19 protein-coding genes are annotated in these 21838 nt (G+C 66.4%); 12 read left to right on the top strand and 7 right to left on the bottom strand.

Going from position 1 to position 21838, the window contains the following annotated elements; translation table 11 throughout:
* The first annotated feature begins 54 nt into the window (after positions 1-54).
* The 4 genes from AC1DN0_RS28070 (at position 55) to alaC (ending at position 3443) form a co-directional block, all read left to right on the top strand.
* Positions 55-876: a siderophore-interacting protein gene (locus AC1DN0_RS28070; RefSeq protein WP_441636029.1), complete on the top strand. Its 822-nt coding sequence runs from the start codon at positions 55-57 to the stop codon at positions 874-876.
* 156 nt (positions 877-1032) lie between these two features.
* On the top strand, positions 1033-1488 hold the full coding sequence (locus AC1DN0_RS28065) for a winged helix-turn-helix transcriptional regulator (protein ID WP_045239698.1): 456 nt from the start codon (positions 1033-1035) through the stop codon (positions 1486-1488).
* A 71-nt stretch (positions 1489-1559) separates the two neighbouring features.
* A complete protein-coding gene (locus tag AC1DN0_RS28060) occupies positions 1560-2087 on the top strand; it encodes a 2-thiouracil desulfurase family protein (protein WP_441636027.1) in 528 nt (175 codons plus the stop codon).
* 99 nt (positions 2088-2186) lie between these two features.
* A complete protein-coding gene (alaC, locus tag AC1DN0_RS28055) occupies positions 2187-3443 on the top strand; it encodes an alanine transaminase (RefSeq protein WP_441636025.1) in 1257 nt (418 codons plus the stop codon).
* Positions 3444-3510: 67 nt separating this feature from the next.
* Here the strand turns inward: alaC and AC1DN0_RS28050 are convergent, their stop codons facing one another.
* The 5 genes from AC1DN0_RS28050 to AC1DN0_RS28030 form a co-directional block, all read right to left on the bottom strand.
* On the bottom strand, positions 3511-4650 hold the full coding sequence (locus tag AC1DN0_RS28050; RefSeq protein ID WP_441636024.1) for an enoyl-CoA hydratase/isomerase family protein: 1140 nt from the start codon (positions 4648-4650) through the stop codon (positions 3511-3513).
* A 10-nt stretch (positions 4651-4660) separates the two neighbouring features.
* Entirely contained in the window at positions 4661-5431 is a 771-nt protein-coding gene (locus AC1DN0_RS28045) for an enoyl-CoA hydratase (RefSeq protein ID WP_441636022.1), read from the bottom strand.
* Positions 5428-6327, bottom strand: a complete 900-nt coding sequence (gene mmsB / locus AC1DN0_RS28040; RefSeq protein WP_477146165.1) for a 3-hydroxyisobutyrate dehydrogenase — start codon at positions 6325-6327, stop codon at positions 5428-5430. Before mmsB ends, AC1DN0_RS28045 begins: the two co-directional genes overlap by 4 nt.
* Positions 6328-6592: 265 nt before the next feature.
* Entirely contained in the window at positions 6593-8122 is a 1530-nt protein-coding gene (locus tag AC1DN0_RS28035; protein WP_441636018.1) for a CoA-acylating methylmalonate-semialdehyde dehydrogenase, read from the bottom strand.
* Between the two features lie 63 nt (positions 8123-8185).
* Positions 8186-9319, bottom strand: a complete 1134-nt coding sequence (locus AC1DN0_RS28030; protein ID WP_441636016.1) for an acyl-CoA dehydrogenase family protein — start codon at positions 9317-9319, stop codon at positions 8186-8188.
* Between the two features lie 217 nt (positions 9320-9536).
* On the opposite strand from AC1DN0_RS28030, the gene AC1DN0_RS28025 reads away from it, so the two are divergent.
* On the top strand, positions 9537-10595 hold the full coding sequence (locus tag AC1DN0_RS28025; RefSeq protein ID WP_477146164.1) for an AraC family transcriptional regulator: 1059 nt from the start codon (positions 9537-9539) through the stop codon (positions 10593-10595).
* On the opposite strand, the gene AC1DN0_RS28020 is transcribed toward AC1DN0_RS28025, so the two are convergent.
* A complete protein-coding gene (locus AC1DN0_RS28020; RefSeq protein ID WP_477146163.1) occupies positions 10592-11827 on the bottom strand; it encodes a sensor domain-containing diguanylate cyclase in 1236 nt (411 codons plus the stop codon). The genes AC1DN0_RS28025 and AC1DN0_RS28020 overlap by 4 nt on opposite strands.
* 267 nt (positions 11828-12094) lie before the next feature.
* Here AC1DN0_RS28020 and AC1DN0_RS28015 point away from each other — a divergent pair, with 267 nt between their 5' ends.
* The 7 genes from AC1DN0_RS28015 to AC1DN0_RS27985 all read left to right on the top strand — a co-directional run bounded on the left by AC1DN0_RS28015 (position 12095) and on the right by AC1DN0_RS27985 (position 20520).
* Positions 12095-13036, top strand: a complete 942-nt coding sequence (locus AC1DN0_RS28015) for a LysR family transcriptional regulator (RefSeq protein ID WP_441627872.1) — start codon at positions 12095-12097, stop codon at positions 13034-13036.
* A gap of 137 nt (positions 13037-13173) precedes the next feature.
* Positions 13174-14046: a substrate-binding domain-containing protein gene (locus AC1DN0_RS28010; protein WP_441627870.1), complete on the top strand. Its 873-nt coding sequence runs from the start codon at positions 13174-13176 to the stop codon at positions 14044-14046.
* Between the two features lie 170 nt (positions 14047-14216).
* Positions 14217-14792, top strand: coding sequence for a TetR/AcrR family transcriptional regulator (locus tag AC1DN0_RS28005; protein WP_441627868.1), 576 nt, complete (start codon positions 14217-14219; stop codon positions 14790-14792).
* A gap of 125 nt (positions 14793-14917) precedes the next feature.
* Positions 14918-16831 (top strand): squalene--hopene cyclase, encoded by a 1914-nt coding sequence (gene shc / locus AC1DN0_RS28000; RefSeq protein WP_441627884.1) that lies wholly within the window; start codon positions 14918-14920, stop codon positions 16829-16831.
* 705 nt (positions 16832-17536) lie between these two features.
* A complete protein-coding gene (locus tag AC1DN0_RS27995; protein ID WP_441627866.1) occupies positions 17537-18772 on the top strand; it encodes an esterase/lipase family protein in 1236 nt (411 codons plus the stop codon).
* Positions 18773-19417 (top strand): hypothetical protein, encoded by a 645-nt coding sequence (locus tag AC1DN0_RS27990; RefSeq protein WP_441627864.1) that lies wholly within the window; start codon positions 18773-18775, stop codon positions 19415-19417.
* 98 nt (positions 19418-19515) lie between these two features.
* Positions 19516-20520 carry a T6SS immunity protein Tli4 family protein gene (locus AC1DN0_RS27985; RefSeq protein ID WP_441627862.1) on the top strand — a complete coding sequence of 335 codons (1005 nt, stop codon included), beginning with the start codon at positions 19516-19518 and terminating at the stop codon, positions 20518-20520.
* Between the two features lie 676 nt (positions 20521-21196).
* Here the strand turns inward: AC1DN0_RS27985 and AC1DN0_RS27980 are convergent.
* Positions 21197-21658, bottom strand: a complete 462-nt coding sequence (locus tag AC1DN0_RS27980; protein ID WP_441627860.1) for a hypothetical protein — start codon at positions 21656-21658, stop codon at positions 21197-21199.
* Between the last annotated feature and the right edge of the window lie 180 nt (positions 21659-21838).

Genomic DNA, 21838 nt, shown 5'->3' with positions numbered 1-21838 from the left:
CGGTTCCCGACACTCCATATCCCGAATTCCAACTCCCAGTCATCAAGGAGATCCATGCATACTCGCGACCTCACCGTGCAACGCGTTCGCCATGAACTCAAGATGCGCCTGCTGCAAGTGGTGCGTACCCAGGCCGTCTCCCCGCAACTGCTGCGCGTCACGCTGGCCGGCGACGACCTGAAAGGCTTTGTCTCCGCGTCCTTCGACGATCACGTCAAGGTGTTCTTCCCGGCGGCCGGACAGGACAAGCCCATACTGCCGGTAGCCGGCCCCAACGGCCCGGTCTTTCCCGAAGGCGTGCAGAAACCCGCGGCGCGCGATTACACGCCGCGCCGCTATGACCCGGTCGCGGGCGAACTCGACATCGAGTTTGTGCTGCATGGCGATGGCCCTGCCTCCACCTGGGCCGCGCAGGCTGCGGCCGGCCAGCATCTCGGCGTGGGCGGCCCGCGCGGCTCGTTTGTGATTCCCGAGGGCTTCGACTGGCACCTGCTGGTGGGCGACGAAACCGCGCTCCCCGCGATCGCCAGGCGCCTGGAGGAACTGCCGGCCGGCGTGCGCGCGCTGGTGGTGCTGGCGGTGGACAACGCCGCCGCCGAAATTCCGCTGCCCAGCCGCGCCGACGTCGAACTCCGCTGGCAGCACCGCGACGGCGCGCCAGCGGGTGCAACCGCTGGCAGCTTGCTGGAGCAAGCGCTGCGCGAGCTCCCGCTGCCGAGCGGCGAGGGCTATGCCTGGGCCGCCGGCGAAGGCGCGGCAATCCGTGCCGTGCGCCAGTACCTGGTGGGCGAGCGCGGCATCGAGAAGGGCCGCATCCGCGCCGCCAGCTACTGGAAGGCCGGCGCCGCCGCCGTGCATGAGAACATCGACGACTGATGATTGACGGCTGCGGCGTCCGTTCGCGCGGAGGTTGAAGACCGGATCGGCTGGTTTTACAATGCAACCGCCTCGCCGTGGGTGCCGGAACCGGCGCCAGCGCAGCGCGCCGCAGCCCGCGGCGCCGTGCCGGCGGCGCGCAGACGGAGTTGCGATATGGTCCGGCGAACCAGCCTGGAAGGTGCGGAGTGCCCGGTGGCCCGCTCGCTCGACGTGATCGGCGACTGGTGGTCGCTGCTGATCGTGCGGGATGCCTTCGACGGCCTGCGGCGCTTCGGCGAGTTCCAGCGCAGCCTGGGCCTGGCCAAGAACATCCTGTCCGACCGGCTGCGCACGCTGCTGGCGCACGGCATCCTGGAGCAGGTGCCAGCATCAGACGGCAGTGCCTATCAGGAATACGTGCTGACGCAGAAAGGCCGGGCGCTGTTTCCCGTGGTGGTGGGTTTGCGCCAATGGGGCGAGGCGTTTTTCTTCGCGCCGGGCGAGCCGCATTCGGTGCTGGTGGATGGCCAGGCCGGCAAGCCTGTGCGGCAGCTCGAGGTGCGCGCCGAGGATGGCCGCCTGCTCGGGCCCGATGACGCCGTGGTGAGGAAGGTGGGCGAGGCGGCATGACGCTGCGCAATCCATCGCAGACGTAGCCGATCCTTCGGTCTTCATTCATACGTAGTCCACACCGCATCGCCATGCCAACGGATTCTTCCTCCCGCCCCGCGCTCCTTGTCAGTTCCTGCCTGCTCGGCCAGCCGGTGCGCTACGACGGCCAGGCCAAGGCCCAGCCCGAGCCCGTGCTGGCCGTGCTGGCGCGGCATTTCGACCTGATTCCGGTCTGCCCCGAATCGCTGGGCGGCTTGCCCACGCCGCGCCCGCCCGCCGAGATCGTCGGCGGCAGCGGCGCGCATGTGCTGGCCGGTGCCGCCATCGTGCGCGACGCCACCGGCGCCGATGTCACGCAGCCCTTCACGGCAGGCGCGCGCGACGCACTGGCGATCGCGCGGCAGCGCCAATGCAAGCATGCCTTGCTCAAGGCGCTGAGCCCGTCCTGCGGCAACCGCGAACACTACGACGGTTCGTTCAGCGGCGCCGTGCGTCCGGGGCAGGGCGTGGCCGCGGCATTGCTGGCCGAGGCGGGCGTGCGCGTGTGGAACGAAAGTGAGATCGAGGCGCTGATCCGCACCGCGGGCGCGTCGCCGGCCGCGTTGCAAAACCCGTAGACGCCGTGCGTATTCGCCGCTAAGATCTTCCGGTCGGCCGCACCAACGGCCGGCAGCGTCGCTCGGACGGTTCCGGGCGCTTACGTTCAAGGAAAATCCATGTCCGCCTCCGCAGGCAAGCGCCGCTTCGCGCGTATCGATCGTCTTCCCCCCTACGTCTTCAATATCACCGCCGAGCTGAAAATGGCGGCGCGCCGCCGTGGCGAAGACATCATCGACATGAGCATGGGCAACCCCGACGGCGCCACGCCGCCGCATATCGTTGCCAAGCTTACCGAAGCCGCGCAGCGCCCCGACACCCACGGCTACTCCGCTTCCAAAGGCATCCCGCGCCTGCGCCGCGCCATTTCGCACTGGTACCGCGAGCGCTACGACGTCGAGATCGATCCGGATACCGAGGCCATCGTCACCATCGGTTCCAAGGAAGGGCTGGCCCACCTGATGCTCGCCACGCTCGATCGCGGCGACACCGTGCTGGTGCCCGATCCGAGCTATCCCATCCACATCTACGGCGCGGTGATTGCCGGCGCCGATATCCGCTCGGTGCCGCTGGTGCCGGGGGTGGACTTCTTTGCCGAGCTGGAGCGCGCCATCCGTGGCAGCTATCCCAAGCCGAAGATGATCGTGCTGGGCTTCCCGTCGAACCCGACCGCGCAATGCGTGGAGCTGGACTTCTTCGAGCGCGTGATCGCGCTGGCGCGCAAGCACGATATCTTCGTGGTGCACGACCTGGCTTATGCCGACATCGTGTTCGATGGGTGGAAGGCACCGTCGATCATGCAGGTTCCGGGTGCCAAGGATATTGCGGTGGAGTTCTTCACGCTGTCCAAGAGCTACAACATGGCGGGCTGGCGCATCGGCTTCATGGTCGGCAATCCCGACCTGGTGGCGGCGCTCACGCGCATGAAGAGCTATCACGACTACGGTACCTTCACGCCGCTGCAGGTGGCCGCCATCGCCGCGCTGGAAGGCGACCAGCAATGCGTGAAGGAGATCGCCGCGCATTACCAGACGCGCCGCGACGTGCTGGCGCGCGGGCTGATCGAGTCCGGCTGGCCGGTGGAGATTCCCAAGGCCTCGATGTATATCTGGGCGCGCATTCCCGAGCCGTATCGCGCGCTGGGATCGCTGGAATTCTCCAAGCAGTTGCTGGCCAAGGCCAAGGTCTGCGTCTCGCCCGGCATCGGCTTTGGCGACTACGGCGACGAGTACGTGCGCTTCGCGCTGATCGAGAACGAGGCGCGGATCCGGCAGGCGGTGCGGGGCATCAAGGCGATGTTCCGCACGGACGGACTGGTGAAGGTGCCTGTGGACGAGCACCAGCCGCACGGCCACGCGCCGAAGCCGAAGGACTGATCAGCCGCTGATTGGACTCTGGTTCGATGACACGCCGGYGCAATGCCGGCGTGCAACGTGCGCGGCGTCAGCCGAGCGACGCCAGCGGATGCGATTCACGCGGCCACGGACTATCGAAGAACGATTGCACCGTGGCTTCGCTGACTTCGCCCACTGTCTTCACGCGCCAGCGTGGCGCATTGTCCTTGTCGACGATCAGCGCGCGTACCCCCTCGATGAAGTCGCCCTGCGTAAAGGCGTGGGATACCACGCCCAACTCCATGCGGAAGCAGTCCGCAAGATCAAGGTCGCGGCCACGCAGCAGCATTTCCCGCGTCACGGCCATCATCAGCGGCGAGCGTCCGCGCAGGATCTCCAGCGTGCGCTCGGCCCAGCCGGCATAAGCCGGATCGGACTCGGCCGCCAGGCTGTCGAGCAACCCGGCCACGCTCGCGTCGGGACGGAAGTGCCGCAGCACGGCCGGCAAGGCCGCCTGCAATGGCGCATCGGCGCCGCCGGCAAGGGGCGTTGCCGGCAGCGCGGCGCGCAGGTCCGCCAGCACATCGCCCGTCCAGCGAATGCCGGCCAGGGTCTGCTCGATGCCTTCCAGGCTCGCGGCGGGCACGGCGATATCGGCCAGCTTGCACAGCAAGGTATCGGCAGCGCCGAGCGTCACGCCGGTCAGCCCGACATAGAGCGCCAGTGCCGGCGGCAGCCTGGACAGGAAATGGCTGGCGCCCACGTCCGGCACCAGGCCGATGCCGGTCTCCGGCATCGCCACCCGCGAGCGCTCCGTGACCACCCGCAGATGCGCGGCCTGTGCCAGCCCCATGCCGCCGCCCATGACGATGCCGTCCATCAGCGCCACCACCGGCTTGGGATAGCCATGCAGGCGGTAGTCGAGCCGGTACTCGTCGACGAAGAACTGCTGGCGTAGCGATGTACCGGCGTGGAAACTGTCGTACAGCGCGCGGATATCTCCGCCGGCGCAAAAGGCTTTGCTGCCCGCGCCGCGCAACAGCACGGCGGCGATGTCGCCGCGCGTGGCCCACGCCGCAAGCTGCGTATCGAGCGCGCCGATCATCGGGTACGACAGGGCGTTCAGCTGACGCGGGCGGTTCAGCGTCATCACGCCGACGCCGTTGATCTCCTGGAACAGCACTTCGGGCTCGGCGTTCATGGCGGCGGCGGGGCGTTCCTGCGCAGCGTCGTTCGGGTTCAGGCGCATGGCGTGGCTCCTAGGCATTGCGCCATTGCGGCGCGCGTTTTTGCAGGAAGGCGTTGACGCCCTCGCGCTGGTCCTCGCCGTCGAACAGGTCGACAAAGCGCTCGCGCTCCAGCGCCAGCGCGGGGCCGCGCGGCACGCCCTGGCGGGCCAGGTGCACCAGTTGCTTGCTGTAGGCCGCCGCGCGCGGGCTGACATGGCTTGCGCGCTCGGCCAGGCGCATCGCGGCGTCGAGGGCCTGGCCGGCCGGCACCACCTCTTCCACCAGGCCGATGCGCAGCGCGGTGGCGGCATCGATCCGTTCATTGGCCAGGATCATGCGCTTGGCCCAGCCCTCGCCCACCAGCCAGGGCAGGGTCTGCGTGCCACAGCCGCAGGGCAGCAGGCCGACGCCGGCCTCGGGCAATGCCATCTGGGCTTGTTCCTCGGCAATGCGGACATCGCAGGCGAGCGCGCATTCCAGCCCGCCGCCCATCGCGTAGCCGTTGATGGCAGCGATCACTAGGGGGCGCGCATTCTGCAGCGCTTCGAAGGCGGCGCCGAAGCGCTGCGCCATTACCCGTGCATGGGCGCGGTCGCCGTCGGCGAAGCCGTTGAGGTCGGCGCCGGCGCTGAAGAAGCGGTTGCCGTCGCCGGTGACGACGATGGCGCGCACGCGCTCGTCGGCGTTCAGCGTGCCCACCAGTTGCTGCAGCTGCTGCAGGCCTTCGGCATTGAAGGCATTGGCGGGCGGGCGCTTGAGGGTCAGGCGGGCGATATGCCCGTCGATCACGTGTTCGATCATGCCGACGGCTCCTCTTGCGTCATGTACTGGCGGATCACGCCCGAGAAATCGAGCTGCCCGTCGCCGGCCTGGCTCACGGCCTGGTAGATCTGCTGGGCCAGGGCGCCCAGGAAGAGCGGCTGCCGCACGCTGCGGGCGGCGTCCGCGGCCAGGCCCAGGTCCTTGAGCATCAGGTCCGCGCCAAAGCCGCCGCTGTAGCCGCGGGAGGCCGGCGCGGCCGGGATCACGCCGGGGTAGGGGTTGCAGGTGYCGGCGGCCCAGCAGCGTCCGGTGGAGGTGTTGACGATGCCGGCCAGCACGCCGGCGTCGATGCCGAGCTTGACGCCGAGGGCCATGGCCTCGGATACGCCGATCATGGAGATGCCGAGGATGAGGTTGTTGCAGATCTTGGCGACCTGGCCCGTGCCGGTGCCCCCGCAGTGGACGATGTTGCGGCCCATGCCGGAGAGCACAGGCTGCAGTTGCTCAAACAGGGCTTGTTCGGCGCCTACCATGAAGGTCAGCGTGCCCGCCTGCGCGCCGCCGGTGCCGCCGGAGACCGGGGCGTCGGCCATCGGGTTGCCTTGCTTGCTGGCTTCTGCGGCCAGCGCGCGGATGGTGGCGGGGTCGATGGTGCTGGAATCGACCAGGGGGACGCCGGGGCGGACGCCGGCGAGGACGCCTTCGGGATCGAGGTAGGTGGCGCGGACGTGGGCGGCGGCCGGCAGCATGGTGATGACGAAGTCGGCTTCGGCGGCTGCCTTGCGGGCGGATTGGGCTATGGCGGCGCCGTCGGCTTTTAGTGCTGACAGGGCGGTTGGGTTCAGGTCGAATACGGTGAGGGTGTGGCCTGCCTTGAGCAGGTTGCGGGCCATGGGGGCGCCCATGTTGCCTAGGCCGATGAAGGCGATGTGCATGTTGGCTCCTTACTCTTTGTATCGGTTGTGTTTTGGCTGTGGCGGCTGCTTTAGAGTCAAAAACCTAAAGTCAAAGGCGGTTTCACCCCCCTGCGGGGGGCGACCTACTTTCTTGTCTTGCCAAGAAAGTAGGCAAAGAAGGCGCGCCATACGGCCTGGTACACCTTCACGGCTCGCTTCGCATCGCTTGGGGGGCTCGCTTCGCATCGCGCCGGCAGAAGGCAATGCCTTCAAATTTCTGAAAGCTTGCCCGCCGCCCTTCGTTTCACCGCAAGCTGATGGTCGTATTCACTCCATCGTTCACCGTCGCGTCATCGAACCAGCGTGCGGTCACGGTCTTGGTCTGGGTATAGAACTGCACCACCTGCTTGCCGTAGGGACCCAGGTCGCCCAGCTTGGAGCCGCGCGAGCCGGTGAAGCTGAAGTAGGGCACGGGTACCGGGATGGGGATGTTGACGCCGACCTGGCCGACGTCGATCTCGCTCTGGAACTTGCGCGCCGCCGCGCCGCTTTGGGTGAATACGCCGGTGCCGTTGCCGAAGGGGTTGCGGTTGACCAGCGCGATGGCTTCGTCAAGTGTGTCGACTGCGATCACTACCAGCACCGGGCCGAAAATTTCCTGCGTGTAGATGGACATTTCCGTGGTGACGTCGGCGAATACGGTCGGGCCGATGAAGTTGCCGTCGGGGTAGCCGGGTACCTGCACGTTGCGGCCGTCCAGCAGCAGGGTGGCGCCTTCGCGCTCGCCGGCTTCGATCAGGCCGGTTACACGTTGTCTGGCCGCTACCGATACCACCGGGCAGACATCGACACCGGGCTCGCTGCCGGCGCCGACCTTGAGCGTCCTGGCCTTGGCGACCAGATCGGGCAGCCAGTCGCGTGCGGCGCCTACCAGCACCGCCACCGAGGTTGCCATGCAGCGCTGGCCGGCGGCGCCGAACGCCGCGCCGACCAGGGCGTTGAGGGTGTGCTCGCGGTGCGCGTCGGGCAGTACCACGGCGTGGTTCTTGGCGCCCATCATCGATTGCACGCGCTTGCCGTGCGCGCCGGCCAGGTTGTAGACGTGGGTGCCCACGGCGGTGGATCCGACGAAGGAAACGGCCTTGATGTCCGGGTGCGTGCACAGGGCATCGACCACCTCGCGCGCGCCGTGCACGACGTTGAGCACGCCGGCCGGCACGCCGGCCTCGACGGCCAGCTTGACCAGTTCCATGGTGGACAGCGGATCCTGTTCCGACGGCTTGAGCACGAAGGTGTTGCCGCACACGATCGCCATCGGGAACATCCACAGCGGGATCATGGCCGGGAAGTTGAACGGCGTGATGCCGGCGCAGACGCCGATCGGCTGTTGCAGGGTGTAGGTATCCACGGTGGCGGCCACGTTCTCGGCAAAGCCGCCTTGCTGCAGCGTGCCGATCGAGCAGGCGTGCTCCACCACTTCCAGGCCGCGGAAGATATCGCCTTCGGCATCGGCCAGGGTCTTGCCCTGCTCGGCGGTGAGGATGGCGGCGATGCGCTTGCTGTGTTCGCGGATGAGCGCCTGGTATTTGAGCATGATGCGCAGCCGCGCGCCCAACGGCGTGTGGCGCCAGGTGGCAAAGGCGCGATGCGCCGCGCCGACGGCCGCATTGACTTCGGCCGCCGTGGCCAGGGGAACTTGCGCCAGTACTTCCTGCGTGGCGGGATTGACCACCGGGCGGAATTCGGTGGCGGCGGACTCCACCCACTCGCCGTTGATCAACAGCTTGACGGTGGGCACGGCGGCGGTATTTGCGGAAGCGGGCTGGGCACTCATTGGGTGGTCTCCGTCGGTTCTGGGTTTTGGTGGGTCAATGCAGGAAAGGAGCAGGCACGCCGCTCAAAGGGTGCGCGCGATCAACATGCGCTGGATCTCGCTGGTGCCTTCGTAGATCTGGGTAATGCGGGCGTCGCGGTAGTGCCGCTCGACCGGGTAGTCTTCCAGGTAGCCGTAGCCGCCGTGGATCTGCAGCGCCTTGGAGCACACGCGTTCGGCCAGTTCAGAGGCGTAGAGCTTGGCCTGCGAGGCTTCCGACAGGCAGGGCTGGCCTGCGGTACGCATATGCGCGGCGCGGTGCACCAGCAGGCGCGCGGCGTTCAGCTCGGTAGCCATGTCGGCCAGCATGTTGGCAATCGGCGGGTGCTCGCGCAGCGGGCGGCCGAACTGCACACGCTCGGCGGCATAGCGGCAGGCGGCTTCGAAGGCGGAGCGGGCGATGCCGAGCGCTTGCGCGGCGATGCCGATGCGCCCGCCTTCCAGGTTCGACAAGGCAATGCGCAGGCCCTCGCCGGGCTCGCCGAGCAGCGCGTCGTGCGGCACGCGGCAGTCTTCCAGCGTGATGGCGCAGGTGTCGGAGGCGCGGATGCCGAGCTTGCGTTCCGGCGCGTGCACGATGAAACCGGGTGTATCGGTAGGCACGACAAACGCGGACAGGCCGCGCTTGCCTTGCTCCGGCTCGGTGGCGGCAAACACGATGGCCACGCCGGCGCGCTGCCCGTTGGTGACGAACTGCTTGGAGCCGGACAGCACCCAGCCGTCGTCGGTGGCGCGGGCACGGGTGCGCAGGTTRTGCGCTTCCGAGCCGGCCTGCGGCTCGGTCAGGCAGAATGCGCCGATCATCTCGCCGCTGGCCAGGCGGGGCAGGTAGCGCGCCTTCTGCGCCTCGGTGCCGTAGTGCAGGATGGGGCCGCAGCCCACCGAGTTGTGCACGCTCATCAGCGTGGCGCAGGCGGCGCAGCCCGCGGCGATCTCCTCGATGGCCAGCGCATAGGCGATGTAGTCGGTATACGTGCCGCCCCATTCCTCGGGCACGATCATGCCGAGCAGGCCGAGCGCGCCCATTTCCGTCACGACCTCCGGCGGCAACTGGCCGGCACGGTCCCAGGCCGCGGCGTCCGGCGCCAGCCGTTCGCTGGCGAAGGCGCGCGCGGTGTCGCGGATCATGGCTTGCTGTTCGCTGAATTCTTGATGCATGGCGGCTCGGGTTGCGCCGGGACCGGCGTGGGGTTGGCACGCGATCGCGGCGTCTGGCGGTTGGTCGGGTGGCCCGCTGTGGGCGGGGGGCATGGCAGCAAGTGTAGGAAGACAGCGGGGGCGCTCCTATGCCAGAATCCGCCAACCTTGCTGAACTCGTTTGCCACTGCCGGCGAGCCCGGGCAGGCAAACCGTACCGTACCGATCGTTGCATTCCATGGAAAAACACAGCGTCGCCATTTGCTTCGTGCATCACGCCATCGCGGGCCTGCGAGCGCGCGGCATCGCGCCGGAGCCGGTGTTGCAGGCCGCGGGCATCGCGCCGGCGCTGCTGGCGGTGCCGCAGGCGCGGGTGTCCGCCGCAAGCTACAGCGCCCTGTGGCTGGAAGTGGCCGCCGCGCTCGACGATGAATTCTTTGGCCAGGATTCGCGCCGCATGAAATGCGGCAGCTTTGCCATGCTGTGCCACGCCGTCGCGGGCAGCAAGACGCTGGCGCAGGGGCTGGAGCGGGTGGTGCGCTATTTCGGGCTGCTGCTCGACGATATCGGCGTGCGCCTGGAGCGCGAAGGCGCTGGCGCCGAAGGCGGCCGGGGGGGCGGCAGCGGGGCCGRCAAGCGCCGGCGGGCGGCGCTGGTGCTCACGGCGCCATCGGCGCAGCCGCCGGGCGTGTTTGCCCAGGAGACCATGCTGATCATGCTGCACGGGTTGATGAGCTGGCTGCTGCGCCGGCGCGTGCCGGTCCTGCTGGCGGCGTTCAGCTATCCGGAGCCGGCCTACAGTGCGGAATACCGGCTGATGTACTCGCGCCACCTGGCGTTCGGCGAGCCGGCCACGGCGCTGGTGTTCGACGCGGCCTGGCTGGACCAGCCTGTCCACCAGGACGAGCGCAGCCTCAAGGCCTTCCTGCGCGACGCGCCCCACAACGTGGTGGTCAAGTACAGCGACCGGGGCAGCATCATGGCCCGCGTGCGGCGCCAGTTGCGTGCCCAGCCGCCGGAACAGTGGCCCACGTTCGACCGGCTGGCGCACGATGTCCATATGTCGTCATCGTCGTTGCGGCGCCGGCTGATGGAGGAGGGCGGCACCTACCAGCAACTGAAGGACGAACTGCGGCGCGACCTGGCCATCGAGGCGCTCAGCCATTCCAGCCGCCCGCTGGCGGAGATTGCCGCCGAACTGGGCTTTGCCGAGCCGGGGGCTTTCCACCGCGCGTTCCGCCGCTGGACCGGGCTGCGGCCGGGCGCGTATCGGGCCACGACGCCCGCGATGCCCTAACGGCGCTGGCGCTCGCCGGAAGGGCCCATGGCGGAGGGCTGCGCCGCATGTGCCGGAGCGGCGTGCGGCATGACGTCAGGGGCAGCCGTATGCGGCAGCACGYGGTTGCGCCCCGAGAGCTTGGCCATATAGAGCGCGGTATCGGCGCGCGCGGTGAGTTGCTGCAGGCTCTCGCCGGGCTGCCATGCGGCATAGCCGCCGCTCACGGTATAGCGCACCGTGCCGGAAGGGCCGCCGACGGGGCTGGCCTCGGCCAGCGAGCGGATGCGCTCCGCGACGTGGCGGGCATCCTCCAGCGAACTGGCTGGCAACAGCACGACGAATTCCTCGCCGCCCATGCGGCCGATGCGGTCGGGCGCGCGCAGGCTGGCGGTGACAAGCCGCGCGAACTCGACCAGCACGGCGTCGCCGGCGGCATGGCCGAACGTGTCGTTGACCGACTTGAAGTGGTCGATGTCGACGATCAGCAGCACCGGCGGGTGCCCGCCCCGGGCGGCGCGGGCCAGTTCGCGAAAGGCTTCCTCCTCGAATGCCTTGCGCGACATGGCGCCCGTCAGGTAGTCGCTGTTGGCAATGGCTTCGAGCCGGTGCACCATCGCATCGTGGATCATCAGCACCGCGCCCATGGTGAGACCCGGCGTGGCCATCGCACCCAGCACGAGAAAGGCGGCATTCAGTCCGGGCGAGGTCATGGTGGACGGGTCGTCCATGACCGAGAGCACCGACAAGATGCCGCGCAGGGCATGCGCGGCGGCAAGGAAAAAGGCGAAACCGGCCGTGGTCAGGTAGTGGCTGGTGGGGCGGGCGCGCGGGCGGTAACGCACCAGCACGTACCCCGCGCAGGCGCACAGCACGGCATGGAATACCGAAACGACGACAACGCGCGCGTTGAAGTCATTGTAGATATAGCGCCACGTCACGATGCCGGCCACCACGGCGAGGGCCGCCGCCGCCATGGCCCGCCAGGGCGGCTCTCGCCCGCAGAAGCGCGCGATGCCGGCGTGGAACAGCGCCAGCGCCCACGCCAGCGCGCCGTTGGCTACCACGATCGACAGGATGTCGGGGACCCGGCCACGCAGCGTAAATAGTACAAGCGCCACCATGGCCGTCAGGTTGGCCTGCCACCAGTGCCTCACGCCGGGCTGGCCGCAGCGGCGCAGCGACCAGACGATCGCCAGCATCATGACGCTGAGCAGCGTCGTGACGGCTAGCAGGGCGAACGGGTCCGACATCTGCTGATTTCCTCCGGTTGTATCGCGTGATTGGGTGCGGGTGCCCGGGCGGGCGGGAAGCTCGGGAGAATACCCTAGCGGCGTCGCCGCTACCCACCTACGCAAGAGGGGGTGGACCATTGGCTTGCGGCGGGGCTGTCAGGTCAGGGGACTAGAATGGGGAGCGGGGCGCTTTGATCGGTACTCCGCATCAATGCCCTGACGCTGGCCGTATTGCCGTCATCCTGTCCTTCCCCTCTTGTTTTCATTGCCGCAGCCTGGAAAACCATGCAACACATCAGATTCGACCTCGGCGACCTGCAGGCCATGGTGGCAGTGGTCGAGCAAGGCGGCTTTCGCGCGGCGGCCGAAGCCCTCAACCTGTCGCAGCCGGCGCTGTCGCGCCGCATCGAGAAACTGGAGGAAGCGCTTAACGTCAAGTTGTTCGAGCGCACTACGCGCCGCGTCACCCTGACTGTGGTTGGGCGGGAGTTTGTCGGCAAGGCGCGTGCGGTGCTGACGGAAGTGGAGACTTCGCTACTTGGCATCGGCGATGCCGCCACGGCTCGCGCCGGCGAAGTGACCATTGCCTGCGTGCCCTCGGCCGCGCACTATTTCCTGCCGGCGGTGATCGGGCGTTTTCGTGCGCAGTATCCGAATGTCCGCGTCAAGATGGTGGACGAAGGGGCTAACGTCGTGCTGCATAGCGTGGCCAGCGGCGAGGCGGATTTCGGCCTGAACTTTATCGGCACGCAGGAAGCCGATCTGCTGTTCGAGCCGTTGCTGCGCGATCCGTTCGTGCTGGCCTGCCGCCGCGACCATCCGCTGGCGCGGCGGCGCTCGGTGAAATGGGCCGAACTGGCCGGGCACACGCTGGTGGCCCTGGCCAAGTCCAGCGGCAACCGCCTGATGCTGGATCTCGCCCTGGCGGAGGCGCCGCGGCGGCCGGCCGCCTTCTACGAGGTACGCCACGTCAGCAGCGTGCTGGCGCTGGTGGAGGCCGGCCTTGGCGTGGCAGCGGTGCCGCGGCTGGCGCTGCCCGATGGCGACCGCTCCGGGCTGGCCGCCGTGCCCCTGCGCGAGCCCGCGGTCTCCCGCATGCTGGGGATCCTGCGGCGCCGGGGGCGCATGCTGTCGCCGCATGCGCAGGCGTTGTACGAAATGGTCGCGCAGGCGGTGCCAGCGCGGGGCCGGGCGCGGTCATTGATGCGTGAAAGCGATCAAAGCTGAAAAAGATTGCATTATCGCGGCGCGCGGCGCGTGCATAGAATGGGCTGCCTGCCCTCGGAGACCGATGCGGGCAGGACTTTTGTCTTTTGTCTTTTGTCTGTTCCCATTTCCCATTTCAATGCCCATCGAGAGCGCATATGCCCATATCGTCCGCCGCAGTGCCCAGCCCCGTCGTCACCTCCCTCCGCAGTCGTCCTTCGAACTCCCCTGATTCCCGCAAGCGGCCGTTGCTGGCGCTGGTGCTGGCCGGCGTGGCCAGCCTTGCGCTGGGCGCTGGCAATGCACTGGCCGAGGAGGTCAAGGTCATGAACTCGGGCGGCTTCACCGCAGCCTACAAGGCACTCGGACCCGGCTTCGAGAAGGCCACGGGCAATACCTTGTCAACCGCGTGGGGCCCGTCGATGGGCAAGTCCTCCGAGGCGATTCCCAACCGGCTCGCGCGCGGCGAGCATGCCGACGTGGTGATCATGGTTGGCTACGCGCTGGATGAACTGATCCGGCAAGGCAAGGTGGTGCCGGATAGCCGGGTAGCCCTGGCCGATTCGCGCATCGGCCTGTCGGTGCGGGCTGGCGCGCCAAAGCCGGATATCAGCACCGTCGATGCGTTCCGCAAGACGTTGCTGGAGGCGCGCTCCATTGCCTATTCCGATAGCGCCAGCGGCGTGTATGTCGAGAAGGAGATGTTCAAGAAGCTGGGAATCGAGGAACAGGTCAAGGGGCGCGCGCATAGGATTGAGAAGACCCCCGTGGGTAGCGTGGTGGCGCAGGGCGATTATGAGGTCGGCTTGCAGCAGGTCAGCGAGTTGCTGCCGGTGGCGGGTGCCACGTTTGTCGGGAAGATTCCGGAGGCGGTGCAGCAGGTGACCAGCTTTGCGGCGGGTGTGCCGGTGGGCGCGGAGCATCCGGAGGCCGGGCGGGCGTTGATTCGGTATCTGGCTTCGCCTGCGGCAAGAGGGGAGATCGAGAGGAGCGGGATGGATGCGGTGGTGGGGGATAAGCCGGGGCAGTGAGAGGGGCGAGGCGCTGGTTGCGCGCTCGCGCTGGCGCTAGCCCTGGCAAGCCGGGGCCGCGGCGATGCGGCTCCTGCGTGTCTGCCGCAGCGGGTTGCTGCCGCGCCGCGCGCCACCCCGTAGCGCATCCTGTCGCCAAACAATCCGTCTGGCTGGTATGATCCGCCTCCATGACACAAGCACACCGCCGAAAGAAGCAGCCCGACGTGCTGCGCCCGCAGCTATTGCATGCCGCGGCCCAGCTCGCCCTCGAATCCGGCCTGCGCGCCGTGACGCTGGATGCGGTGGCGGCGCGTGCCGGTGTCAGCAAGGGCGGATTGCAGCATCATTTCCGCAATAAGCAGGCGCTGCTGGACGCGCTCTTCGACGACGCGGTTGAGACCTTCAACGCCGATGTGGCCGCCGCGATCGCCAGCGACACGCAGGCCGAGGGCCGCGCGGCGCGGGCCTATATGCGGGCGACGCTGCAGGAAGAGAGGAAAGAGGACGCCGCCAGCTATCTGCACCTGTTGTTGGCGCTGATGCTGACCGATGCAGATACGCGCGATCGCTGGGCGCCACGCATCGCCGAAATCGCACGCCCCGATCCGCTGCCCGCGGCAGATGCGGCGAGGCTGATGATTTGCCGCCTGGCCGCTGACGGGCTGTGGCTCGCCGACCTGCTGGGCAGCCAGTCGATGGAACCCGGGCTGAGGGCGGAAGTCCTGCGCCAGCTGGACCAGATGACGCGGTGCCAGCCGCAATGAACGCACGATCGAATTTCCAATTGAATACCCAACCGAATACCCAGCCAAAGGCTCAACCTGGCACCTGGCATGACGCCGGCGCACCCAAGCAGGAAACGCCCGCCACGCCGGGCGCCGGCGCGGACCTGCACCGGGCCATCGACGCGGCCCGCGAGGCCCTGCTAAGCCACCAGCATCGCGACGGCCACTGGTGCTTCGAGCTAGAGTCGGACGCCACCATCACCGCGGAGTACATCCTGATGATGCACTTCGTGGACGAAATCGACGCCGAATTGCAGGCGGCGATGGCGGTCTACCTGCGAAGCATCCAGAGGCTAGACCGTCATGGCGGCTGGGACCAGTATCACGGCGGCGCGCTCGACGTGTCATGCAGCGTCAAGGCCTACTACGCGCTGAAGGCGGCGGGCGACGACCCTGAGGCCCCGCACATGGCCCAGGCCCGCCGCGCCATCCTGGCGCAGGGTGGGGCCGCCAAGGCCAATGTGTTCACCCGCATCCTCCTGGCCACGTTCGAGCAGGTGCCTTGGCGCGCCACCCCCTTCGTGCCGGTCGAGCTGATCCTGTTCCCTCGCTGGGCGCCTGTGCATCTGGACAAGATGGCCTACTGGGCGCGCTCCACGCTGGTACCGCTGACGGTGCTGTGCTCGATGCGGGCCAAGGCCGCCAATCCGCGCCGTGTCGGGGTCAGCGAACTGTTCGTCACGCCGCCCGAGCGCGAGCGGCACTATTTCTCCCGCGAAGGCCTGATGCGCAAGGCCTTCCTGGTGGTCGACAAGCTGGCACGCGCGATCGAGCCGCTGATTCCCTCCTCGGTGCGCCGGCGGGCCGTTGCCCGGGCGCAAGCCTGGTGCGTGAAGCGCATGAACGGCGAGGATGGCCTGGGCGGCATCTTTCCGCCGATGGTGTACTGGTACGAGATGATGGCGCTGCTCGGCGTGCCGAAGACGGATCCGGCCCGCGCTACCTGCCTGGCCGCCATCCGCAAGCTCGTGGTGCGCCGCGCCGACGGCTCGGCCTATTGCCAGCCCTGCCTGTCGCCGGTGTGGGATACCGCCTGGAGCATCATGTCCTTGCAGCACGCCGGCACCGACGCGCGCACGCAGGAGGCGGTGCAGCGCGCCTACGACTGGCTGGAAGCGCGGCAGGTGCGAGACCTGCGCGGCGATTGGGGCAAGCACGTGCCGGCCTCGGTGCAGCCCGGCGGCTGGGCGTTCCAGTACGCCAACGCCTATTACCCTGACATCGACGACAGCGCCGTGGTGGCCGCCATGCTTGCCGTGCACGCGCGCCGGATCGGCCAGCCCGAACGCTACCAGGACGCGGTCGCGAGCGCCGTGAAATGGATGGTGGGCCTGCAATCGCGCAATGGCGGATTTGGCGCCTTCGATGCCAACTGCGATCGCGAGTACCTGAACCGTATCCCCTTCGCCGACCATGGCGCCCTGCTGGATCCGCCCACCGAGGACGTTTCCGGCCGCGTGCTGCTATGCATCGGCCTGAGCGGAAACCGCGAAACGCACGCCGCCGCCGTCGAGCGCTGCGTGGCCTATCTGCGCCGCACGCAGCGCGCCGACGGCGCCTGGTGGGGACGCTGGGGCAGCAATTACATCTATGGCACGTGGAGTGTGCTGGCGGGCCTGGCGCTGGTGGGCGAGGACGTGCGCCAGCCCTATGTCCGCAAGGCAGTCGACTGGCTGCTACGCTGCCAGCACGCCGACGGCGGATGGGGCGAGACCAACGACAGCTACTTCGACCACTCGCTGGCGGGCACCAATGGGGGCGAGAGCACGCCCAACTGCACCGCCTGGGCGCTGCTGGCCCTCTTCGCCGTGGGCGAGGTGGATACGCCCACAGTGCGCAGGGGCATCGCTTACCTGCTGGGCTGCCAGACTGGCAGCGGCCTTTGGCAGCATCCGTCGCACAATGCGCCGGGCTTCCCCCGCATCTACTACCTGAAGTACCACGGCTACACCGCCTACTTCCCGCTGTGGGCGCTGACGCGCTACCGTCAGCTGACAAGGCGCCCGGCGGCGAAGTAGGGCCCGGGGCGGCCCATACGCTCTGGCACACCGCTACGGCCCGCTTCGCAGCGCGGGCCGGCGTGCCCCCCTTGGGAGCGCTCCACACGGCTGCAGCCGGGGAGCCGCGTGCTCGCATTTCCCGACTTGCCAGTCCCCAATACCCACCAACTACACGACGTTGAGCCGCCACGCGCAGGGGCTAGTGGGCAGTACCGGCGTGCATTGAATAGGCAATGCTACCACCGCCGCTCGATCAACGATCAATAAGGTATTCCGCCGCGCTTAATAGCACGGAGACCTGCCGAGATATATAGGACTAGTACGAGTTTAATTTAAAAGTACTATTTTGTTTAAAAATTGTATAAAAGGCATTTATGGCATAAGGAAAGCCGTTTAGAGTCCTGCGTCAAGTTCGATCACGCTGACAATGGAGCGAAGACCATGACGGATCCTGTTGAACAACGGAACGCATACGGCGGTGCGCGCTGGGCGTACTTGCTGGAGGTGGCTGGCGGTAGCCTGTGCTGCTCCGTCCCTTGGCGGATCAAGTGGGGCACAGATCGTTCTCGTTGGCCAGGGAAAGCACATCCATTGCGCGATATTGACGTGGACGAGCCATCAAGACATGGCGCGCTGATCTCCGGGTGGAGGATCGTGTGATGGGCCCCGTATTGGCACGTCATTCCAACGCTTCGCAAACCAGGCAGACTCATGAGTAGCCCTATGAGCAGCAGCACACCTGACGTAAATCCGCTCGCACAAGACAATCAAAACGCAACGGTCCCCGACACCGGACACGGAAGTGATGACGTTGTCCGGCTTGCCAGTGGATTCGACCCGGATGGCGTGGCCTCCGCACGCGCAGTGCTCACGCCAGATAGTGACCAGCGTTGCAAGGAAATAAGCTTTGATCCGCGCTCGCCCATTCCGGTCATCTTCCTGCCTGGCGTGATGGGCTCGCTACTGGCCAACAAGGACACCGGTGAAGAAGTGTGGTACCCGCCCAACATGGATGGCGTGGTTTCGGGCATTTCGGGTGCGATTTCTGTCATTGCAGGCTGGTTCGCCAGCGCCGCCGGGCGCGCGAGACGCTTCGACCCCGTACCGGCCGTGGTTGATCCCCGCGGTCCAGTCAAAGTAGGTAACAGCGGCTTGAGCGAGAAGGAGGCGAGGCGGCGCGGCTGGAGCACGGTGCACCGCTGGAGTTATCAGGCCACGCTGGCCTGGCTGGAGTACACACTCAACCACCCCATGCTCGATGGCAAGCTCCACGGCGAATGGGCACACGGTGATGCAGAGGGCGAGAAGGCCGCGCTGAAAGCCGTGCTTGGCACGCACCCATCCGATTACGGCGCCTATGGTCCTGGCGGACCGATTGACGCGTGCTCCGACGTGTTCAAGTCACTAATCAACTATCGCTATCCCGTCTACGCCATTGGCTACAACTTTCTGCAGTCGAATCAGGTCTCAGGCCAGCAAGTGCTGGACGGCATGGATTTCAAGGATCCCGAGAGCCAGGAGGTCACGCGCATCATGGGCATCCGGGAGATCTGCCGGGAAAACCGGACGGACAAGGCCATCATCATCACGCACTCGATGGGCGGCCTAGTGGCGCGCATGGCCTCGCAACTTTGCGGCGGCGCCAACGACATGCTCGGCGTGATCCACGGCGCGCAACCTGCCACCGGGGCGCCGCTGTTTGCCAAACGGTTCCGCACGGGGGGAGAGGATTTCATCAACAAGAGCCTGATGGGCCGCTGCGCGGCCGAGTTCGTGGCGATTGCCAGTAACGCGGAAGGTCCGATGGAGTTGTCGCCGATGCCGGATTACCACGATCGCAAGCCGTGGTGGATCTTTGTGGATAAGGCCGGCGAAGTACGTATGGCCTTGCCCAAGCAAAGCGCACTGGACGAGCTCTACATCAACGACGCGTGGTACGGGTTGTTGCCCGATAGTTAGTTGTTAGATCCGGCAGGGATTGTGAAGAAGCGCCTGGAAGAGGAAATGGATTCTTCCACTGTGCATGAACACTTTAAAAAAATGATGAGTAATGTAGTGGATCGGCAAAAGGAGCTGATGAACAACTACCACGCCAACACCTATGCGCTGTACGGAGACGGCGCGCTCGATCCACAACGCTCCGATGGCACGCATGAGCCTGACAAGCTGGAATTCAGTGAACCGGCGAAAAACCTGCAAACCTGGGGCAGGGTGGTGTGGCGGGGCGACCTTCCCGAAGGTGTCGGGGAAGCTGAGCTAAGAGCCGCTAAATGGGTGGGCGACGATCAGCACGGCGTACTCAGGATCGTGGTCGGGGGAAGAACTGTCACACTCACCGTGCAACAACAAGCGGTCGCGCCAAAGCCGGGAGAGAAAGACAACGGCATCATCCCAGGCGATGGCACCGTGCCGGCATGGTCTGCCGCAGCGCAAGGCCGTGGGGTGATACCGGATCTGTCGGAAACTAAAGCCACGGGCGTGCAGATGGCCTTTGTGCAAGGTGGCTATGAGCATCAGAAGTGTTTCGATCATCCCTGGACACGCTGGGCCACCCTGTACAGCGTGGCGCAGATTGTGCACAGCACCAAGGTGGCCTCCCAATGAATCCCAATCGGATCAGTTCACGCGTACTGCGCGCGGCCCTCTTCCTGTCGATATGTAGCCTGTCCGCCTGCGTGCGGACGGTTCCCGTGGAGCCCGAAATGACCAACAACCCCTTGCTTGCCGATCCGCGTCCGTGGTGCATTGGCCGACTTGTGATGGATCGCCCTGCTCGTAGCGGACTCAGCTACGAGAAATACGAATACTGGGGCAACAAGATTGATATTGCCAGAGATGTCAGCCCGGGAACGTTCCACTACAGAGTCGATGCGCGCGAAAGCGAGTTGCGAGCCAACAAGCGAATCATGTCCATCCCGCTCACCGATGAAATGATGAGAACGGGGGACAATGGTCTTCATAAGACCGATGCTCCTTGGCTGGAGCAAGCCGTTTCGCCCACACCCAATTCCCGTCTGTTGATTTTCAAAACGAAGGTGAGAGAGGATTACCCTTTCACCGCCGAGGGTTACGTGCTCGCCGGCAGCACGATGCTGACCATGAAGTTCGACGTTCAGCGCAGCAGCGGGATACAGAAGGTCACGCAACGCTCAACCGATGTATACCAAAATATCACTTACCGCGATGACTGGACGGTTCCAACGGAACGCGGCTTTTGCATTCCGGGTGCACTGATCGGCGGGCCTTCGCGCAACAGCGAACTGGCCGAGCAAACCATTGTCCTGCAACCCGGCCGAGCGTCCGCGTTTGTCATCAAGATGCGCGATGCGGTGGATGTGGATCAGCAATCGTCGCTGCTCAAAACCCTGCCCGATCTACGTCGGCAGTTGCGCGCGCAAGGCAGCGTCCAGATTCTGCGCGAAGGCAAGCGCCCGGTCGCGGGCATGGAGGCGGAAGAAGTGCTGTTTTCCATCAAGGAGGGTGGGAGCCAGCTATACCGTTTCTATCTTCTGGCGCCAGGGGTCCACCATTCGATGGCGCAACCGCACACCGAGATCCAGTTGAGGCTGGGAAGTGCACTGACCGATGCTGACAAGGATCGCGGGGTGAAGCCGGAAGAAGTATCTTCGCTCGTCGACGAGGCCGGCGCGATCCAGGCGTGGGATACGCTGCTCAACAGCATGCATTTGCGACCCGGGGCGATGTGATGAGTCGTCACGGAAAACCGGAGTATCGCTTCGATGCTGCCAAGGCTTGCAAACAGCAGTCGATTTAGTACGCAACGCATTCATCAAAGCCGTGAAAACAACATAGCAATGAGGCGTTACGATAACTCAAAGGGTGACTGGACAACAACGGTCGGCAGCAGCGTCGAGGGCCGTGACGCCAACAGGGGAGTGAGGCTTCGCGGCAGCGATTGATGGAACGTCTTCGGGAGCATCGCGGCTCCACTTCATGCGCCAACCGAGTTTTCAGCGAACAGGGGCTCGCGCCCATGTCACCCGCTTTCGCAGCTTGCCACCCGAGCGGTGACCTGAAGGGGGGCAGGCTACTGCGCTCAACTGGCGTGCGACCGGCCTTTTCTTGGCGGCCGGTCGACGCCTGCACACTAACTCGATACGAATCACGTTGCGGGCATGCCTGCCAATGGCCGCTGGGGTCACGCAGGACTTGGCGTGCCGACTGCAATTGATGCAGTTGAGTTTCTGAGACACGCTGTTCACGATCCGGCGCGGCCAGAAGATGCGCCGCCTCCTCGAACTACCTGCGGATGAGGTTACGCATGGAAGGCGAAAATAGCGCCGGCCCGTTCCCGGGCCGGCAGGAATCCCTTGCTACCTCTATTTCTCAGGGTCTTCGGCCCGAGCCGTGGTTCTCCCCCGGTCAGTCACGCATCGCCGGCATGGCGTTGCCCGTCAGCAGCACCGCCGCTTGTTCACCATACGTGACCACGTAACCGCCGTTGGACGCTTGCCATGCCTGGGCGCCTTGCCGGTCGGCGAACCAGAGTTGCTGGTAGTCGCCGAACTCGCCGAGGTCGAGACGGTAGCGGTCCAGTACCCTGGCGGGGCGGCCGTCGATGTCGCGTTTGCACGCGGACCAGCCGGCGTAGCCCAGTTCGGCCGCCAGCAGTTGCAGGCAGTGCTTGAGCTGTAGTGTGTGGCGCAGCCGGTAGAGTTCCGCGACGCTTTGCGCGCGTACCTGCTCGCGGTGGATGCGCCGGATTACCGGTAGCGCCTGCATGGCTTCTCCGGCGTGGAGCTGGCGCAACAGCCTGCGTGCATGGCGGCGCAGGAAATCGCTATTGGGAAGGCGGGATGGAGCGTTGAGCGTTGTGAGCCACATGTCATGTCCTTGCAATGCCGTTTCCCGCGGCGGCAAAAAAGGTCAACGTTGTGGTTCTTGCAACGAACTGGCGGTGCCGGGCTGGATCGCTCGGCGCCGTACGGTACGGGCAGGCAGGTGCGCTGGCTTTTGCGGGAGCGGGCGCCCTGCCGGCGCCCGGACGGGATTATATGCCAGCAC

The organism is Cupriavidus sp. 05N39, from assembly GCF_056397325.1.
The sequence above is the reverse complement of the archived record's forward strand: the minus strand, read 5'-3'. Positions and strand labels throughout refer to the sequence as shown.